Origin of the sequence: Vibrio rumoiensis 1S-45 (assembly GCF_000286955.2) — a bacterium.
In the GTDB taxonomy this organism is placed as follows: Bacteria; Pseudomonadota; Gammaproteobacteria; order Enterobacterales; family Vibrionaceae; genus Vibrio; species Vibrio rumoiensis_A.
Genome location: NZ_AJYK02000102.1, coordinates 67,907 through 83,410, shown reverse-complemented (window position 1 = coordinate 83,410; position 15,504 = coordinate 67,907). Strand labels below are relative to the sequence as shown.

The 15,504-nt window shown below is 44.2% G+C and carries 30 protein-coding genes; 28 read left to right on the top strand and 2 right to left on the bottom strand.

Going from position 1 to position 15,504, the window contains the following annotated elements; all coding sequences use genetic code 11:
• Positions 1-476: 476 nt before the first annotated feature.
• The 28 genes from rpsJ (at position 477) to rplQ (ending at position 14,134) form a co-directional block, all read left to right on the top strand.
• Positions 477-788 (top strand): 30S ribosomal protein S10, encoded by a 312-nt coding sequence (gene rpsJ, locus A1QC_RS14290; protein WP_017026395.1) that lies wholly within the window; start codon positions 477-479, stop codon positions 786-788.
• Between the two features lie 13 nt (positions 789-801).
• Entirely contained in the window at positions 802-1,431 is a 630-nt protein-coding gene (gene rplC, locus A1QC_RS14285) for a 50S ribosomal protein L3 (protein ID WP_017026394.1), read from the top strand.
• Positions 1,432-1,447: 16 nt separating this feature from the next.
• Positions 1,448-2,050, top strand: a complete 603-nt coding sequence (gene rplD, locus A1QC_RS14280) for a 50S ribosomal protein L4 (protein ID WP_017026393.1) — start codon at positions 1,448-1,450, stop codon at positions 2,048-2,050.
• On the top strand, positions 2,047-2,349 hold the full coding sequence (rplW, locus tag A1QC_RS14275) for a 50S ribosomal protein L23 (RefSeq protein WP_017026392.1): 303 nt from the start codon (positions 2,047-2,049) through the stop codon (positions 2,347-2,349). Before rplD ends, rplW begins: the two co-directional genes overlap by 4 nt.
• A 15-nt stretch (positions 2,350-2,364) precedes the next feature.
• Positions 2,365-3,189 carry a 50S ribosomal protein L2 gene (rplB, locus tag A1QC_RS14270; RefSeq protein WP_017026391.1) on the top strand — a complete coding sequence of 275 codons (825 nt, stop codon included), beginning with the start codon at positions 2,365-2,367 and terminating at the stop codon, positions 3,187-3,189.
• Between the two features lie 19 nt (positions 3,190-3,208).
• A complete protein-coding gene (gene rpsS, locus A1QC_RS14265) occupies positions 3,209-3,487 on the top strand; it encodes a 30S ribosomal protein S19 (protein ID WP_001138114.1) in 279 nt (92 codons plus the stop codon).
• A 10-nt stretch (positions 3,488-3,497) separates the two neighbouring features.
• Positions 3,498-3,830, top strand: coding sequence for a 50S ribosomal protein L22 (gene rplV, locus A1QC_RS14260; RefSeq protein WP_017026390.1), 333 nt, complete (start codon positions 3,498-3,500; stop codon positions 3,828-3,830).
• 20 nt (positions 3,831-3,850) lie between these two features.
• Positions 3,851-4,552, top strand: a complete 702-nt coding sequence (rpsC, locus tag A1QC_RS14255; RefSeq protein WP_017026389.1) for a 30S ribosomal protein S3 — start codon at positions 3,851-3,853, stop codon at positions 4,550-4,552.
• 11 nt (positions 4,553-4,563) lie between these two features.
• The gene (gene rplP / locus A1QC_RS14250) at positions 4,564-4,974 is read left to right on the top strand and encodes a 50S ribosomal protein L16 (RefSeq protein ID WP_017026388.1); all 411 of its coding nucleotides are present in this window, start codon (positions 4,564-4,566) and stop codon (positions 4,972-4,974) included.
• Positions 4,974-5,165 carry a 50S ribosomal protein L29 gene (gene rpmC / locus A1QC_RS14245; RefSeq protein WP_017026387.1) on the top strand — a complete coding sequence of 64 codons (192 nt, stop codon included), beginning with the start codon at positions 4,974-4,976 and terminating at the stop codon, positions 5,163-5,165. Before rplP ends, rpmC begins: the two co-directional genes overlap by 1 nt.
• Entirely contained in the window at positions 5,165-5,419 is a 255-nt protein-coding gene (rpsQ, locus tag A1QC_RS14240; RefSeq protein WP_017026386.1) for a 30S ribosomal protein S17, read from the top strand. The genes rpmC and rpsQ overlap by 1 nt, the downstream gene beginning before the upstream one ends.
• A gap of 164 nt (positions 5,420-5,583) precedes the next feature.
• Positions 5,584-5,955 carry a 50S ribosomal protein L14 gene (rplN, locus tag A1QC_RS14235; RefSeq protein ID WP_017026385.1) on the top strand — a complete coding sequence of 124 codons (372 nt, stop codon included), beginning with the start codon at positions 5,584-5,586 and terminating at the stop codon, positions 5,953-5,955.
• A 14-nt stretch (positions 5,956-5,969) separates the two neighbouring features.
• Positions 5,970-6,284 carry a 50S ribosomal protein L24 gene (rplX, locus tag A1QC_RS14230; protein WP_017026384.1) on the top strand — a complete coding sequence of 105 codons (315 nt, stop codon included), beginning with the start codon at positions 5,970-5,972 and terminating at the stop codon, positions 6,282-6,284.
• Between the two features lie 14 nt (positions 6,285-6,298).
• Positions 6,299-6,838, top strand: coding sequence for a 50S ribosomal protein L5 (gene rplE / locus A1QC_RS14225; protein ID WP_017026383.1), 540 nt, complete (start codon positions 6,299-6,301; stop codon positions 6,836-6,838).
• 17 nt (positions 6,839-6,855) lie between these two features.
• Positions 6,856-7,161 carry a 30S ribosomal protein S14 gene (gene rpsN / locus A1QC_RS14220; RefSeq protein ID WP_017026382.1) on the top strand — a complete coding sequence of 102 codons (306 nt, stop codon included), beginning with the start codon at positions 6,856-6,858 and terminating at the stop codon, positions 7,159-7,161.
• Between the two features lie 29 nt (positions 7,162-7,190).
• A complete protein-coding gene (rpsH, locus tag A1QC_RS14215) occupies positions 7,191-7,583 on the top strand; it encodes a 30S ribosomal protein S8 (protein ID WP_017026381.1) in 393 nt (130 codons plus the stop codon).
• A gap of 10 nt (positions 7,584-7,593) precedes the next feature.
• Entirely contained in the window at positions 7,594-8,127 is a 534-nt protein-coding gene (rplF, locus tag A1QC_RS14210; protein WP_017026380.1) for a 50S ribosomal protein L6, read from the top strand.
• A gap of 9 nt (positions 8,128-8,136) precedes the next feature.
• Positions 8,137-8,490, top strand: coding sequence for a 50S ribosomal protein L18 (gene rplR / locus A1QC_RS14205; protein ID WP_017026379.1), 354 nt, complete (start codon positions 8,137-8,139; stop codon positions 8,488-8,490).
• 14 nt (positions 8,491-8,504) lie between these two features.
• Positions 8,505-9,005: a 30S ribosomal protein S5 gene (rpsE, locus tag A1QC_RS14200; RefSeq protein ID WP_017026378.1), complete on the top strand. Its 501-nt coding sequence runs from the start codon at positions 8,505-8,507 to the stop codon at positions 9,003-9,005.
• A 5-nt stretch (positions 9,006-9,010) separates the two neighbouring features.
• Positions 9,011-9,187, top strand: a complete 177-nt coding sequence (gene rpmD / locus A1QC_RS14195; RefSeq protein ID WP_017026377.1) for a 50S ribosomal protein L30 — start codon at positions 9,011-9,013, stop codon at positions 9,185-9,187.
• 5 nt (positions 9,188-9,192) lie between these two features.
• On the top strand, positions 9,193-9,627 hold the full coding sequence (gene rplO / locus A1QC_RS14190) for a 50S ribosomal protein L15 (RefSeq protein ID WP_017026376.1): 435 nt from the start codon (positions 9,193-9,195) through the stop codon (positions 9,625-9,627).
• Positions 9,628-9,647: 20 nt separating this feature from the next.
• Positions 9,648-10,982: a preprotein translocase subunit SecY gene (secY, locus tag A1QC_RS14185; RefSeq protein ID WP_017026375.1), complete on the top strand. Its 1,335-nt coding sequence runs from the start codon at positions 9,648-9,650 to the stop codon at positions 10,980-10,982.
• A gap of 42 nt (positions 10,983-11,024) precedes the next feature.
• The gene (gene rpmJ, locus A1QC_RS14180; protein ID WP_000868186.1) at positions 11,025-11,138 is read left to right on the top strand and encodes a 50S ribosomal protein L36; all 114 of its coding nucleotides are present in this window, start codon (positions 11,025-11,027) and stop codon (positions 11,136-11,138) included.
• A gap of 148 nt (positions 11,139-11,286) precedes the next feature.
• Positions 11,287-11,643, top strand: a complete 357-nt coding sequence (rpsM, locus tag A1QC_RS14175) for a 30S ribosomal protein S13 (protein WP_005450559.1) — start codon at positions 11,287-11,289, stop codon at positions 11,641-11,643.
• Between the two features lie 21 nt (positions 11,644-11,664).
• Positions 11,665-12,054 (top strand): 30S ribosomal protein S11, encoded by a 390-nt coding sequence (rpsK, locus tag A1QC_RS14170; protein ID WP_017026374.1) that lies wholly within the window; start codon positions 11,665-11,667, stop codon positions 12,052-12,054.
• A gap of 29 nt (positions 12,055-12,083) precedes the next feature.
• Complete coding sequence (gene rpsD, locus A1QC_RS14165) at positions 12,084-12,704, top strand: 30S ribosomal protein S4 (RefSeq protein ID WP_017026373.1); 621 nt, start codon at positions 12,084-12,086, stop codon at positions 12,702-12,704.
• A gap of 24 nt (positions 12,705-12,728) precedes the next feature.
• Positions 12,729-13,721 carry a DNA-directed RNA polymerase subunit alpha gene (locus A1QC_RS14160; RefSeq protein ID WP_017026372.1) on the top strand — a complete coding sequence of 331 codons (993 nt, stop codon included), beginning with the start codon at positions 12,729-12,731 and terminating at the stop codon, positions 13,719-13,721.
• 26 nt (positions 13,722-13,747) lie between these two features.
• Complete coding sequence (rplQ, locus tag A1QC_RS14155; protein WP_017026371.1) at positions 13,748-14,134, top strand: 50S ribosomal protein L17; 387 nt, start codon at positions 13,748-13,750, stop codon at positions 14,132-14,134.
• 147 nt (positions 14,135-14,281) lie between these two features.
• On the opposite strand, the gene A1QC_RS14150 is transcribed toward rplQ, so the two are convergent.
• Positions 14,282-14,758 (bottom strand): DUF2780 domain-containing protein, encoded by a 477-nt coding sequence (locus A1QC_RS14150; RefSeq protein ID WP_017026370.1) that lies wholly within the window; start codon positions 14,756-14,758, stop codon positions 14,282-14,284.
• 110 nt (positions 14,759-14,868) lie between these two features.
• A complete protein-coding gene (locus tag A1QC_RS14145) occupies positions 14,869-15,489 on the bottom strand; it encodes an FKBP-type peptidyl-prolyl cis-trans isomerase (RefSeq protein WP_017026369.1) in 621 nt (206 codons plus the stop codon).
• Between the last annotated feature and the right edge of the window lie 15 nt (positions 15,490-15,504).

Below are 15,504 nucleotides of genomic sequence, written 5' to 3'. Positions count from 1 at the left end.
CCGTACAGTTGGTGCTGGTGTTGTTGCTAAAGTTATCGCTTAATTGCTGATAGCTAACAACCGTTAGTACTAATAAAGAAGGGGAGCTTAGGCTTCCCTTTTTGCTTTTATAAATTTAAGTTTTACTCTACACCTACTCCCCCTCGATTAATTTTCAAACAGTACTTGCATCCCATTTTGTGATCTGTATAATGCACCGCACTGGTTAAGCCAGTTGTGAACCAATGAGCAGCGAGGATTCGTGTTAACACTCTTAATCTTTTAGAGATTATTCGGTGATTAACCATAATGTATACTCAGCTTATGTTCGCAGTTAATAAAATTAGTTATCTATATTATAGTTTCTGATCACATTTAACTGACAATGTACCCAATAAGGGCACTACGGTTTCACATAAATCAATCGACATTCCTGCGAATATACGCAGTTGAGTGGCGATATTGTTTGTGTAATTAATTAATTGGAGCTCTGTCTCATGCAGAACCAACGTATTCGTATCCGCCTAAAGGCTTTCGATTATCGTCTAATCGACCAGTCTACTGCGGAAATCGTTGAAACAGCAAAGCGCACCGGCGCACAGGTTCGTGGTCCTATTCCACTACCTACTCGTAAAGAGCGTTTCACTGTTCTTGTCTCTCCTCACGTCAACAAAGACGCACGTGACCAGTACGAAATTCGTACACACAAGCGTTTGATCGACATCGTTGAACCAACAGATAAAACTGTTGATGCATTGATGCGTTTAGATCTTGCTGCTGGCGTTGATGTTCAAATCAGCCTAGGTTAAGGGAGAAGAGATAATGATTGGTCTAGTCGGTCGTAAAGTGGGTATGACCCGCGTATTTACCGAAGAAGGCGTTTCTATCCCTGTAACAGTTGTTGAGGTTGAAGCGAACCGTGTTTCTCAAGTACGTACTCTTGAGAATGATGGTTACTCAGCTATTCAAGTAACTGCAGGTGCTAAGAAAGCTAACCGTGTATCTAAGCCTGAAGCTGGTCACTTTGCGAAAGCAGGTGTAGAAGCAGGCCGCGGTCTTTGGGAATTCCGTTTAGAAAACGGTGAAGAGTTTGAAGTTGGCGCTGAGCTAAACGTAGAACTTTTCAATGAAATTAAAAAAGTAGACGTTACTGGTACATCTAAAGGTAAGGGTTTCCAAGGCGCAATTAAGCGTTGGAACTTCCGTACTCAAGATATGACTCACGGTAACTCTTTGTCTCACCGTGCACCGGGTTCAATTGGCCAATGTCAAACTCCAGGTCGCGTGTTTAAAGGCAAAAAAATGGCTGGTCACATGGGTGCTGAGCGTGTAACGACTCAAAACCTAGAGATCGTACGTGTTGACGCTGAGCGCAATCTGCTTCTTATTAAAGGTGCAGTACCTGGTGCTATCGGCGGCAACGTAATCGTAAAACCAGCTGTTAAAGCATAACGTCTAGGAGTAAGTAATGGAATTGATGGTTAAAGGTGCTGATGCACTAACTGTTTCCGAGACTACTTTCGGACGTGAGTTTAACGAAGCTCTTGTACATCAAGTAGTTGTTGCGTACGCAGCAGGTGCTCGTCAAGGTACACGTGCTCAAAAGACTCGTTCTGAAGTATCTGGTGGCGGCGCTAAACCATGGCGTCAAAAAGGTACTGGCCGCGCGCGTGCTGGTACAATCCGTAGCCCAATCTGGCGTACAGGTGGTGTTACTTTTGCTGCGAAACCACAGGATCACAGCCAAAAAGTAAACAAAAAAATGTACCGTGGTGCTATGAAAAGCATTCTTTCTGAATTAGTTCGTCAAGAGCGTTTAATCGTTGTTGATAACTTCTCAGTTGAAGCGCCAAAAACTAAAGACCTAGTTGCTAAGCTTAAAGATCTTGAGCTAAACGATGTATTAATCGTAACTAGCGAAGTAGACGAGAATCTATTCTTAGCTGCTCGTAACCTTTACAAAGTTGATGCACGTGATGTTGCTGGTATTGATCCAGTAAGTCTTATTGCATTCGACAAGGTTCTAATTACTGCAGAAGCAGTGAAGCAAGTTGAGGAGATGCTGGCATGATCAGTGAAGAGCGTCTACTAAAAGTTCTACGTGCTCCGCACATCTCTGAAAAAGCGACAATGGCTGCTGAAAAAGCAAACACTATCGTTTTTAAAGTTGCTATCAACGCAACGAAAAAAGAGATCAAAGCAGCTGTAGAAAAGCTATTTGAAGTTGAAGTTAAGTCTGTAAATACCCTAGTTCTTAAGGGTAAGACCAAGCGTCAAGGTATGCGTGAAGGCCGTCGTTCAGACGTGAAAAAAGCTTACGTTACCTTGAAAGAAGGTCAAGACCTTGACTTCGTTGGCGGTGCTGAGTAACAGGAGTAGTTAAAAATGGCTATTGTTAAGTGTAAGCCGACTTCCCCTGGTCGTCGCCACGTTGTTAAAGTAGTTAATGCTGACCTTCATAAAGGGAAGCCTTACGCGCCGCTTTTAGAGAAAAACTCTAAAAATGGTGGTCGTAATAATAACGGTCGTATTACAGTTCGTCACATTGGTGGTGGTCACAAACATCATTACCGTGTAATTGACTTTAAACGTACCAAAGACGGTATCCCAGCGAAAGTTGAACGTCTTGAATACGATCCAAACCGTAGTGCAAACATTGCTTTAGTATTGTATGCAGACGGTGAGCGTCGTTACATCATTGCACCTAAAGGCATTCAAGCTGGTGATGCGATCCAATCTGGTGTTGATGCGCCTATCAAAGCAGGTAACACCCTGCCGATGCGTAACATCCCAGTAGGTTCGACTATTCACTGTATTGAACTTAAGCCTGGTAAAGGTGCTCAGCTGGCTCGTTCAGCTGGTGCATATGCACAACTTGTCGCTCGCGATGGTTCATATGTAACTCTACGCTTACGTTCTGGTGAGATGCGTAAAGTATTATCTGAAGGCCGTGCAACAATCGGTGAAGTAGGTAATTCTGAGCACATGCTACGTGAACTAGGTAAAGCTGGTGCTAACCGCTGGCGCGGTGTTCGTCCTACCGTTCGCGGTGTGGTAATGAACCCGGTAGATCACCCACACGGTGGTGGTGAAGGTCGTACATCTGGTGGCCGTCATCCAGTTTCTCCTTGGGGTATGCCTACTAAAGGCTTCAAAACCCGTAAGAACAAACGCACTGACAAGTACATTGTACGTCGTCGTAATAAATAATCTATAAAGAGGAATCGCCATGCCACGTTCTCTCAAGAAAGGTCCTTTTATTGACCTACACTTGCTGAAGAAGGTAGAGAAAGCGGTGGAAAGCGGAGACAAAAAGCCTATTAAGACTTGGTCCCGTCGTTCAATGATCATCCCAACAATGATCGGTTTGACCATCGCTGTCCATAATGGTCGTCAACACGTTCCAGTTTTCGTTACTGATGAAATGATCGGTCACAAATTGGGCGAATTTGCGCCAACTCGTACCTATCGCGGCCATGCTGCAGATAAGAAAGCTAAGAAGAAGTAAGGAGTAAATAATGGAAGCTATTGCTAAACATAACTTTGCTCGCATTTCTCCTCAGAAAGCTCGCTTAGTTGCAGACCAAATCCGTGGTAAATCAGTAGAACAAGCTCTTGAAGTTCTAACGTTCAGCAACAAAAAAGCTGCTGAACTTATTAAGAAAGTTCTTGATTCTGCGATTGCAAATGCGGAACACAACGAAGGTGCAGATATCGACGATCTATCAGTCGCTAAAATCTTCGTAGATGAGGGTCCTATCATGAAGCGTATTATGCCTCGTGCTAAAGGCCGTGCCGATCGTATCTTGAAGCGTTCAAGCCACATCACTGTTGTTGTAGCAGATCGCTAAAAGACTAGGAGAGTAAGCAAATGGGTCAGAAAGTACATCCAAATGGTATTCGTCTTGGCATCGTTAAGCCTTGGAATGCTACATGGTTTGCTAATACCAACGAATTCGCTGACAACCTAGACGGCGACTTCAAGGTACGTCAGTTCTTAACGAAAGAACTGTCTAAAGCGTCTTTATCTCGCATCGTTATCGAACGTCCTGCGAAGAGCATCCGTGTGACTATTCACACTGCTCGTCCAGGTGTTGTTATCGGTAAAAAAGGCGAAGACGTTGAGAAGCTACGCGCAGCTGTAGCTAAAATCGCAGGTGTACCAGCGCAAATTAACATTGCAGAAGTACGCAAGCCTGAGCTAGACGGCCAATTAGTGGCTGATAGCATTTCGTCTCAACTAGAACGTCGTGTTATGTTCCGTCGCGCTATGAAGCGTGCGGTACAAAATGCAATGCGTCTAGGTGCGAAGGGTATTAAAGTAGAAGTAAGCGGCCGTCTTGGCGGTGCTGAAATCGCGCGTACTGAATGGTACCGTGAAGGCCGTGTGCCACTACATACTCTACGTGCTGACATTGACTACGCAACTTCTTCGGCTCACACCCAATACGGTGTGATCGGCGTTAAAGTTTGGATCTTCAAAGGAGAAATCCTTGGTGGAATGCCTGACGCAAACGCTGTTGAGCCAAAGGCTGACAAGCCTAAGAAGAAGCCACGTCAAAGCCGTAAGTAAGGAGTCGACTGATGCTACAACCTAAACGTACTAAATTCCGTAAGGTTATGACTGGTCGTAACCGCGGTCTAGCGAAAGGTACTGATGTGAGCTTCGGCGAATACGGCTTAAAAGCTGTTGGCCGTGGTCGTATCACTGCTCGTCAGATCGAAGCGGCTCGTCGTGCAATGACGCGTCACGTTAAGCGTCAAGGTCAAATCTGGATTCGTATTTTTCCAGACAAACCTATCACAGAAAAACCTCTTGAAGTTCGTCAAGGTAAAGGTAAGGGTAACGTAGAATATTGGGTTGCCCAAATCCAGCCAGGTAAAGTGATGTACGAGATGGGTGGTGTACCTGAAGAGTTGGCACGTGAAGCGTTCCGCCTAGCGGCACGTAAACTGCCTATAAAAACAACTTTTGTAACTAAGCAGGTGATGTGATGAAAGCACAAGACCTACGCGAAAAAAGCGTTGAAGAGCTTAACGCTGAGTTATTGAATTTGCTACGCGAACAGTTCAACTTGCGCATGCAAGCTGCAACTGGTCAACTACAGCAAACTCATACTCTGAAAGCTGTACGCCGTGATATCGCACGTGTTAAGACTGTTTTGACTAGTAAGGCAGGCGCATAATGAGCGAAACTACTCGTACGACTCAAGGTCGTGTAATTAGCAACAAGATGGACAAGTCTATTGTTGTTGCTATCGAACGTTTTGTTAAACACCCAATTTATGGGAAGTTCATCAAACGTACGACAAAAGTACATGCACATGATGAAAACAACGAATGTGGCCAAGGCGACAAAGTTGAAATCTGTGAGTGTCGCCCACTGTCTAAGACAAAATCTTGGACTTTGGTAAAAGTTTTAGAAAAGGCGAAAATCTAATTTTCGTTACTTTTTAAGCTTTTAAAGCGGCTCCAAAGGTTTTTTTGGAGCCGTTTATTTTTTGACTACCTTTTCAAAAGAAACGGTGGTACAATTCGCAGCCCTTATAAAGAGGCAGCCCGACCCACTATGGGTCTAGTTTTAATATTTAGCGGAGCACTAACATGATCCAAATGCAAAGTACACTCGACGCAGCGGATAACTCCGGCGCTCGCAGAGTAATGTGTATTAAGGTCCTGGGTGGCTCTCACCGCCGTTATGCACATATCGGAGACATCATTAAAGTTACTGTTAAGGAAGCAATTCCTCGCGGTAAAGTTAAAAAAGGTGATGTCCTGAAAGCGGTAGTGGTGCGCACCCGTAAAGGCGTTCGTCGTCCAGACGGTTCTGTCATTCGCTTCGACCGTAATGCTTGCGTATTGTTGAATGACAATACTGAGCAACCAGTCGGTACACGTATCTTTGGTCCTGTGACTCGTGAACTTCGCAATGCGAAATTTATGAAGATTGTGTCACTTGCACCTGAAGTTCTGTAAGGAGCGGCATTAATATGGCAGCTAAAATCCGTCGTAATGACGAAGTAATCGTTCTTGCTGGGAAAGATAAAGGCAAGCGCGGTAAAGTAACTAAGGTTCTCGAAACTGGTAAAGTTTTCGTTGAAGGTATCAACCTTGTTAAAAAACACCAAAAGCCTCAACCGGCTCTAGGTCAACAAGGTGGCATCGTTGAACAAGAAGCAGCTATTGACGCTTCTAACGTTGCAATCTTTAACGCATCTACTGGTAAAGCGGATCGTATCGGTTTCCGTTTGGAAGAAGGCACTAAAGTGCGTTTCTTCAAATCAAACGGTGAATTAATTAAGTAATTTGGAGTTCTACTATGGCGAAACTGCATGATTACTACAAGTCGTCTGTAGTCGCTGAACTGACCAAAGAGTTCAGCTACACAAGCGTCATGCAAGTCCCTAGGATTGAGAAAATCACCCTAAACATGGGCGTTGGTGAAGCAATCAACGATAAGAAACTGCTAGAAAACGCAGCAAGTGATATGGCGACCATTTCTGGTCAAAAGCCTCTTATTACTAAAGCTCGTAAATCTGTTGCTGGTTTCAAAATTCGTGAAGGCTACCCAATTGGTTGTAAAGTAACCTTGCGTGGCGAGCGTATGTGGGATTTCTTGGAGCGTTTGATTTCTATCGCTCTTCCACGAGTACGTGATTTCCGTGGTGTTAGCGCTAAGTCTTTTGACGGACGCGGTAACTACAGCATGGGCGTTCGCGAGCAAATCATCTTCCCGGAAATCGACTACGATAAAGTCGATCGTGTTCGCGGTCTTGATATTACTATCACGACGTCTGCAAACTCTGATGAGGAAGGCCGAGCTCTGCTGGCTGCCTTTAACTTCCCATTCCGCAAATAAGGTGAAGGGTTACTGTTATGGCTAAACAATCAATGAAAGCACGTGAAACTAAACGTGCAAAGCTTGTAGCACAATACGCTGAAAAGCGTTCTGCGCTAAAAGCAATCATCAGTGATGTTAACGCATCTGAAGAAGATCGCTGGAATGCAGTTCTAAAACTGCAAGCTCTTCCACGTGATTCAAGTGCATCGCGTCAGCGCAACCGTTGCAACCAAACTGGTCGTCCACACGGTTACCTACGTAAATTCGGTCTAAGCCGTATCAAAGTTCGAGAAGCTTGCATGAAAGGCGAGATTCCTGGACTTCGTAAGGCTAGCTGGTAATTGCCACTTAATCATTTGGAGTAAATCATATGAGCATGCAAGATCCGATTTCGGATATGCTGACCCGCATTCGTAACGGTCAGGCAGCAAACAAAGTTGCTGTGAAAATGCCTTCTTCAAAGCTTAAAGTTGCAATTGCTACTTTACTTAAAGCTGAAGGTTACATCGCTGACTTCGCTGTTGAAGGCGAAGTAAAACCAGTGCTAGAAGTTACACTTAAGTACTTCCAAGCTAAACCAGTAATCGAGCAAATCCAACGTGTTTCACGTCCTGGTCTACGCGTCTATAAAAATAAAGACACGTTACCGACTGTGATGGGCGGTTTGGGTGTTGCTGTTGTGTCCACTTCCAAGGGTCTGATGTCTGACCGTGCTGCCCGTAAGGCAGGTCTTGGTGGTGAAATCATCTGTTACGTTGCGTAAGGAGTAGGATATGTCTCGTGTTGCTAAAGCACCAGTTGCCATCCCTGCCGGCGTAGAGGTGAAACTGAACGGCCAAGAAATCACTGTAAAAGGTGGTAAAGGTGAATTGACTCGCGTACTAAACGACGCTGTAGTTCTTTCACAGGAAGATAACAACCTAATGTTTGCACCTAAAGAAGGTGTATTCAAAGCAAATGCTCAAGCTGGTACAGCTCGTGCACTTGTTAACAACATGGTTGTTGGTGTTACTGAAGGCTTTACTAAGAAGCTAGTTCTTAAAGGTGTAGGTTACCGTGCTGCCATTAAAGGCAATGCAGTAGGCCTAACTTTAGGCTTCTCACACCCGGTTGAGCACGCTCTTCCTGAAGGTGTTAAAGCTGAATGTCCAAGCCAAACTGAGATCATTTTAACTGGTTGTGATAAGCAATTAGTTGGTCAAGTTGCAGCTGACATTCGTTCTTACCGTGAGCCTGAGCCTTATAAAGGTAAAGGTGTTCGTTACGCAGATGAAAATGTGCGTACTAAAGAAGCTAAGAAGAAGTAAGGTAACACTATGGATAAGAAAGCATCTCGCATCCGTCGTGCTACACGCGCACGTCGTAAGATTGCCGAGCTAGGTGCAAATCGCCTAGTAGTACACCGTACTCCACGTCACGTGTACGCTCAGGTTATCGCACCAAACGGCTCTGTGGTTATCGCTTCTGCTTCTACTGTAGAAAAGGCGATCCGTGAGCAAGTTAAGAATACTAGTAACGTTGACGCTGCTAAAGCTGTAGGTAAAGCTATTGCTGAGCGCGCTATCGAAAAAGGCATTTCAAATGTTGCTTTCGATCGTTCTGGTTTCCAATACCACGGTCGAGTGGCGGCACTTGCAGATTCTGCACGTGAAGCTGGTCTGAAATTCTAAGGTAGGGTTGGAAGATGGCTAAACAAGAACAACAAGCTTCAGATTTGAATGAAAAGCTTATCGCTGTTAACCGTGTTTCTAAAACGGTTAAAGGTGGTCGAATCTTTAGCTTTACTGCACTAACAGTTGTTGGTGATGGTAATGGTCGCGTTGGTTTCGGTTACGGCAAAGCCCGTGAAGTACCAGCTGCGATTCAAAAAGCAATGGAAAAAGCGCGTCGTAACATGGTTACTATCGCTCTTAACGAAGGCACACTTCACCACTCAGTGAAGGGTCGCCACACAGGCTCTAAAGTTTACATGCAACCAGCTTCTGAAGGTACAGGTATCATTGCCGGTGGTGCAATGCGTGCAGTACTTGAAGTTGTAGGTGTTCATAACGTACTTGCGAAAGCGTACGGCTCTACGAACCCTATCAACATCGTTCGTGCTACGATCGATGGTTTGAGCGGCATGAAGTCACCAGAAATGGTTGCTGCTAAGCGTGGTCTAACTGTTGAATCTATTTCGGAGTAAGACACATGGCAACTATTAAAGTAACTCAAACTAAAAGCTCAATCGGCCGTTTACCTAAGCACAAAGCTTCTTTGCGCGGTTTAGGCCTTCGTCGAATCAACCATACGGTTGAACTTGAAGATACTGCTTGCGTACGCGGCATGATCAATAAAGTTCACTATATGGTTAAAGTTGAGGAGTAATCAGAATGCGTTTGAATACTCTATCACCGGCTGCGGGTTCTAAACCTTCTAAGAAGCGTTTAGGTCGTGGTATCGGTTCTGGACTAGGTAAAACTGGTGGCCGTGGTCACAAAGGTCAAAAATCACGTTCTGGCGGCTCTGTTCGTCCAGGTTTTGAAGGTGGTCAAATGCCTTTGAAACAACGTCTTCCAAAATTCGGTTTCACTTCTCGTAAGAGCCTAGTGACTGCTGAAGTTCGTCTAGCTGAGCTAGCGAAAGTAACGGCTGACGTTATCGATCTTGACAGCTTGAAAGCTGCTAACGTAATCACTAAGAACATCGAGTTTGTTAAAGTTGTTCTTTCTGGTGAAATTAGCAAGTCAGTAACTGTTAAAGGTCTACGTGTGACTAAAGGTGCTCAAGCTGCTATCGAAGCTGCTGGCGGTAAAATCGAAGCTTAATCTTCGAAGGATAGGTACAGATGGCTAAAAAACCAGGACAAGATTTCAGTACTGCTAAACAAGGTACTGGCGAATTAAAATCGCGTTTATTATTTGTAATTCTCGCGCTTTTGGTATTCCGAGCTGGCTCTTTTGTGCCGATTCCTGGTATTGATGCGGCTGTACTTGCCGATTTGTTCGAACAGCAAAAAGGTACCATCATTGAAATGTTTAACATGTTCTCTGGTGGTGCTCTTTCGCGTGCATCTATATTAGCATTGGGCATCATGCCGTATATTTCGGCTTCGATTGTTGTCCAATTGCTAACTGTAGTTCATCCAGCGTTAGCGGAACTCAAGAAAGAGGGTGAAGCAGGCCGTCGTAAGATAAGCCGATACACACGCTATGGCACGCTTGTACTAGCAACATTCCAAGCAATTGGTATTGCAACTGGTCTGCCGAATATGGTCCAAAATCTGGTCGTTATCGATCAAACCATGTTCACAATCATTGCTACCATCAGTTTAGTAACTGGTACCATGTTCTTAATGTGGTTAGGTGAACAAATTACTGAGCGCGGAATTGGTAACGGTATATCGTTGATTATTTTCACCGGTATCGTTGCTGGGTTGCCAGCTGCAATCGGACATACAATTGAGCAAGCGCGTCAAGGTGAATTGAACGTGCTTCTTCTATTGTTAATCGCTGTGGTTGCGTTCGCTGTGATTTATTTCGTTGTTTTCATGGAACGTGGTCAACGTCGTATCGTCGTTAACTATGCGAAACGTCAGCAAGGTCGTAAAGTATTTGCAGCACAAAGTACGCATTTACCATTGAAGATAAATATGGCCGGTGTAATTCCAGCTATCTTTGCTTCAAGTATTATCCTGTTTCCAGGAACTCTTGCACAATGGCTTGGCCAGAACGGTGAGAGTAAGACATTTGGTTGGTTAACGGATGTGTCTTTGGCACTAAGTCCAGGTCAACCTTTGTATATAATACTTTATGCGACGGCAATTATTTTCTTCTGTTTCTTTTATACAGCGATGGTGTTTAACCCTCGTGAAACAGCAGATAATTTGAAGAAGTCCGGTGCATTCGTACCCGGCATCCGCCCAGGTGAGCAGACAGCTAGATACATAGATAAAGTAATGACGCGTTTAACGTTAGTCGGTGCTTTATATATAACCTTTATTTGTCTCGTCCCACAGTTTATGATGACCGCATGGAACGTTAAGTTCTATTTCGGTGGTACTTCACTATTAATCGTAGTGGTAGTTATCATGGACTTTATGGCACAGGTACAGACTCATCTGATGTCTCAACAGTATGATTCTGTGTTGAAAAAAGCGAATCTGAAAGGCTATGGCCGCTAATAACAGCGGGTATAGTTCAGATTTCATTTACGGAGTTTAGCAATGAAAGTTCGTGCTTCCGTTAAAAAAATCTGCCGTAACTGTAAAGTTATCAAGCGCAACGGTGTTGTGCGTGTAATTTGCAGTGAGCCAAAGCATAAGCAACGCCAAGGCTAATTAGCAGAAATTTTTACTTGAAATATGAGGGCAGGCCGAGTATATTCCTCGGCCTACCTTTTGCGTGCAAAAGAAGTAGTATGCCGCAGCGTATCCTCGACGGGCTTTGCTGCGGATAATTCTTTTATATAAGTACTAGGAGTGAATAGTGGCCCGTATAGCAGGCATTAACATTCCTGATCAAAAACATGCAGTAATCGCTTTAACAGCGATCTACGGCATCGGTAAAACTCGTTCTCAAGCTATTTTAGCTGAAGTGGGTATTGCTGAAGATGTTAAGATCAGTGAACTAACTGAAGAGCAGATTGATCAACTGCGTGATGGTGTAGCTAAATACACTGTAGAAGGTGATCTACGTCGTGAAGTATCGATGAACATCAAGCGTCTTATGGACCTTGGCTGTTACCGCGGTCTTCGTCATCGTCGCAGTCTACCACTACGTGGACAGCGTACTAAAACCAACGCACGCACTCGCAAGGGTCCGCGCAAGCCGATCAAAAAATAATCGGATAAGGTAGAGAGTACAATGGCAAAACAACCAACACGCACGCGTAAACGCGTTCGCAAGCAAGTAGCAGATGGCGTAGCGCACATCCATGCTTCTTTTAACAACACAATCGTGACCATTACTGACCGTCAAGGTAACGCTCTTTCTTGGGCTACTGCAGGTGGATCAGGTTTCCGTGGTTCTCGTAAGTCTACGCCGTTCGCTGCACAGGTTGCTGCTGAGCGCGCAGGTGAACTGGCCAAAGAATATGGCCTAAAGAACTTGGAAGTTATGGTTAAGGGCCCAGGTCCTGGTCGTGAGTCTACTATCCGTGCTTTAAACGCATTGGGTTACCGCATCACTAACATTGTTGATGCAACTCCGATCCCTCATAACGGTTGTCGTCCACCTAAGAAACGTCGCGTTTAATTCGTTTCTAGGAATATTGGAGAAAGATCATGGCAAGATATTTGGGCCCTAAGCTTAAGCTTAGTCGTCGTGAAGGTACTGACTTATTCCTTAAGTCAGGTGTCCGCGCGATCGATACCAAGTGTAAAATTGATAACGCACCAGGTGTACACGGCGCTCGTCGCGGTCGTCTATCTGAGTTTGGCGTTCAGCTTCGTGAGAAGCAAAAAGTTCGTCGTATGTTCGGCGTACTAGAAAAACAATTCCGCAACTACTACAAAGAAGCTGCACGCCTTAAGGGCAATACAGGTGAAAACCTGCTTCAACTTCTTGAAGGTCGTTTAGATAATGTTGTTTACCGTATGGGTTTCGGTGCTACTCGCGCTGAATCACGTCAACTAGTTAGCCATAAAGCTATCTTAGTAAACGGCAAAGTAGTTAACGTTCCTTCATTCAAAGTTACGGCTAACGATGTTGTTTCTATCCGTGAAAAAGCTAAACAGCAATCACGTATTAAGGCTGCTCTAGAAGTTGCTGAACAACGCGAAAAACCAACTTGGATTGAAGTAGATGCTAGCAAGATGGAAGGTGTGTTTAAACGCATCCCAGAGCGTTCTGATCTATCTGCTGACATCAACGAACACTTGATCGTCGAACTTTACTCTAAGTAAGGTTTAAACAAAAGAGAGGACACAATGCAGGGTTCTGTAACAGAATTTCTTAAGCCACGTCTTGTTGACATCGAACAGATCAGCACGACACATGCAAAAGTAACTCTTGAGCCTTTAGAGCGTGGTTTTGGCCACACTTTAGGTAATGCACTTCGCCGTATTCTTTTATCTTCTATGCCAGGTTGTGCTGTAACAGAAGTTGAGATTGAAGGCGTTCTACACGAGTACAGCACCAAAGAAGGCGTTCAAGAAGATATCCTTGAGATTCTTCTTAACCTGAAAGGGCTTGCTGTAAGTGTTGCCGAAGGCAAAGATGAAGTGTTTATTACACTAAAAAAATCAGGCTCGGGCCCTGTTGTTGCAGGTGACATCATCCATGATGGTGATGTAGAGATCGCTAACCCAGAACACGTTATTTGTCACCTAACGGATGACAAAGCTGAAATCGCTATGCGTATTAAAGTTCAACGTGGTCGTGGTTATGTTCCGTCTTCAGCTCGAATCCATACTGAAGAAGATGAGCGTCCAATTGGTCGTCTACTTGTTGATGCTACTTATAGTCCGGTTGATAAAATCGCCTATGCTGTAGAAGCAGCACGTGTAGAACAACGTACCGATTTAGACAAACTTGTCATCGATATGGAAACGAATGGTACTTTGGAACCTGAGGAAGCAATCCGTCGTGCAGCTACAATTTTAGCTGAGCAATTGGATGCGTTCGTAGATCTTCGTGATGTACGTGTACCAGAAGAGAAAGAAGAGAAGCCGGAGTTCGATCCTATTCTACTGCGTCCTGTAGACGATCTTGAACTAACAGTTCGCTCTGCTAACTGCTTGAAAGCAGAAGCGATTCACTACATCGGTGATCTTGTACAGCGTACTGAGGTTGAGCTTCTTAAAACGCCAAACCTTGGTAAGAAGTCTTTAACAGAGATTAAAGATGTTCTAGCGTCGCGCGGTCTGTCTCTAGGTATGCGCCTAGAAAACTGGCCACCAGCGTCGATTGCTGAAGATTAATTGATATTAGTTAGAAGGATTAGGTCATGCGCCATCGTAAGAGTGGTCGTCAACTCAACCGCAACAGCAGCCATCGTAAAGCGATGTTTAGCAACATGGCTAGCTCTCTAGTTCGTCATGAAGTTATCAAGACAACTTTGCCTAAGGCAAAAGAGCTTCGCCGCGTAGTTGAGCCTTTGATTACACTAGCTAAGACGGATAGCGTTGCTAACCGTCGTCTAGCATTTGCCCGCACTCGTGATAACGAAGTTGTAGCAAAATTATTTAATGAATTAGGTCCACGTTTCGCTGCCCGTCAAGGTGGTTATACTCGTATCCTAAAAGCTGGCTTCCGTACTGGTGATAAAGCTCCAATGGCATACATTGAGCTTGTTGATCGTCCAGAAGCAGTAGCTGTAGAAGCTGCTGAATAAGCGAGAGTTAAATAATGAAAAACGCCGAGTATTTATACTCGGCGTTTTTTTTGTCTTAAATTTATGATGTACAGTGTGTTTGACTGTAATTAAAAATGCCACTTTCATGAAAGTGGCATTGTGTCATTTAAAATAAGATGTTGGTGATTACTTCCAAAGGCTAGTTAATGAGCCTAGTAAATCACTGCTTGCACCTTCATTACCTAAGTAATCAAGAACAATAGGAACAAATTGTTCTACCATTGAGCTATCCAACCCAAGTTTTTCAAATGCAGCGGTTACTGCGCTCATGCTATCAATCGAGCTGCTCGCTGATTTGGCTGAGCTTAATAGTGAACTAATTTTTGGGGATAGAGCGTTTAATTCATCACCAGTGCTACCTGTTAATTCATTCGATGCCATAGCGATTAAAGCACCCGCACCGCCAGCAGCTTGCGTTGGAGAAACACCAAGTTGATCAGTTAAGCTGCTGATTAGGCCTGAGCTGCTTTTTACCGAGTCGTTAAGTTGTGTGGCTAGCTTGTTTACAGAGTCGCTATCTTTGTCACCAAGACCAAATAAGGCATAACTAGGCGCTGAAACTACAAGAGAAGTTGCGATAAGGGTAGTAAGAAGTTTCTTCATGAAAAGGTCCACATATTATGAAATACAGTAACTAGTTATAAACGTTTTTGTTAAATAAAAAAAGCAGCGATGGCTGCTTTTTATTTAATTTTACATTATATAAGCAAGGCTTATAGGATATCGAGAAGCTCAACTTCAAATACAAGTGCTGCGAATGGTGGAATTGCAGCGCCTGCACCACGATCGCCATAAGCAAGATCTTGTGGGATGTATAATTTCCACTTAGAACCAACAGGCATTAATTGTAGAGCTTCAACCCAACCTGCGATAACACCAGTAACTGGGAACTCTGCTGGTTGGCCACGTTGTACTGAACTGTCGAAAACAGTGCCGTCAGTTAATTGACCGTGGTAATGTACACGTACTTGCTTATCTGATGTAGGGATTTCACCAGTACCTTCGGTCAGTACTTCATATTGAAGGCCAGATTCAAGAACAGTCACTTCAGGGCGTAGAGCATTATCAGTTAAGAATGCCTCTCCATCAGCCGCAGCTGCTTTTGATGCTTCTGCACGTTGAGCTTCAGCGCGAGTGTGTAGATCACGTAATGCATTGTTTATTTCATCAACTTCGATTTCTGGCATGTCACCAGTTAATGAGGTTGCAATACCTTTAGCGATAGCAGCAACATTAAGACCTTCAAGGCCACTACCTGCTAGTTGTTGACCCATTTGTAGACCAATACCGTAGCTTGCTTTTTGTTCAACAGTTTCTAATTTAACTTCAGACATGCGAATCTCTTGTTT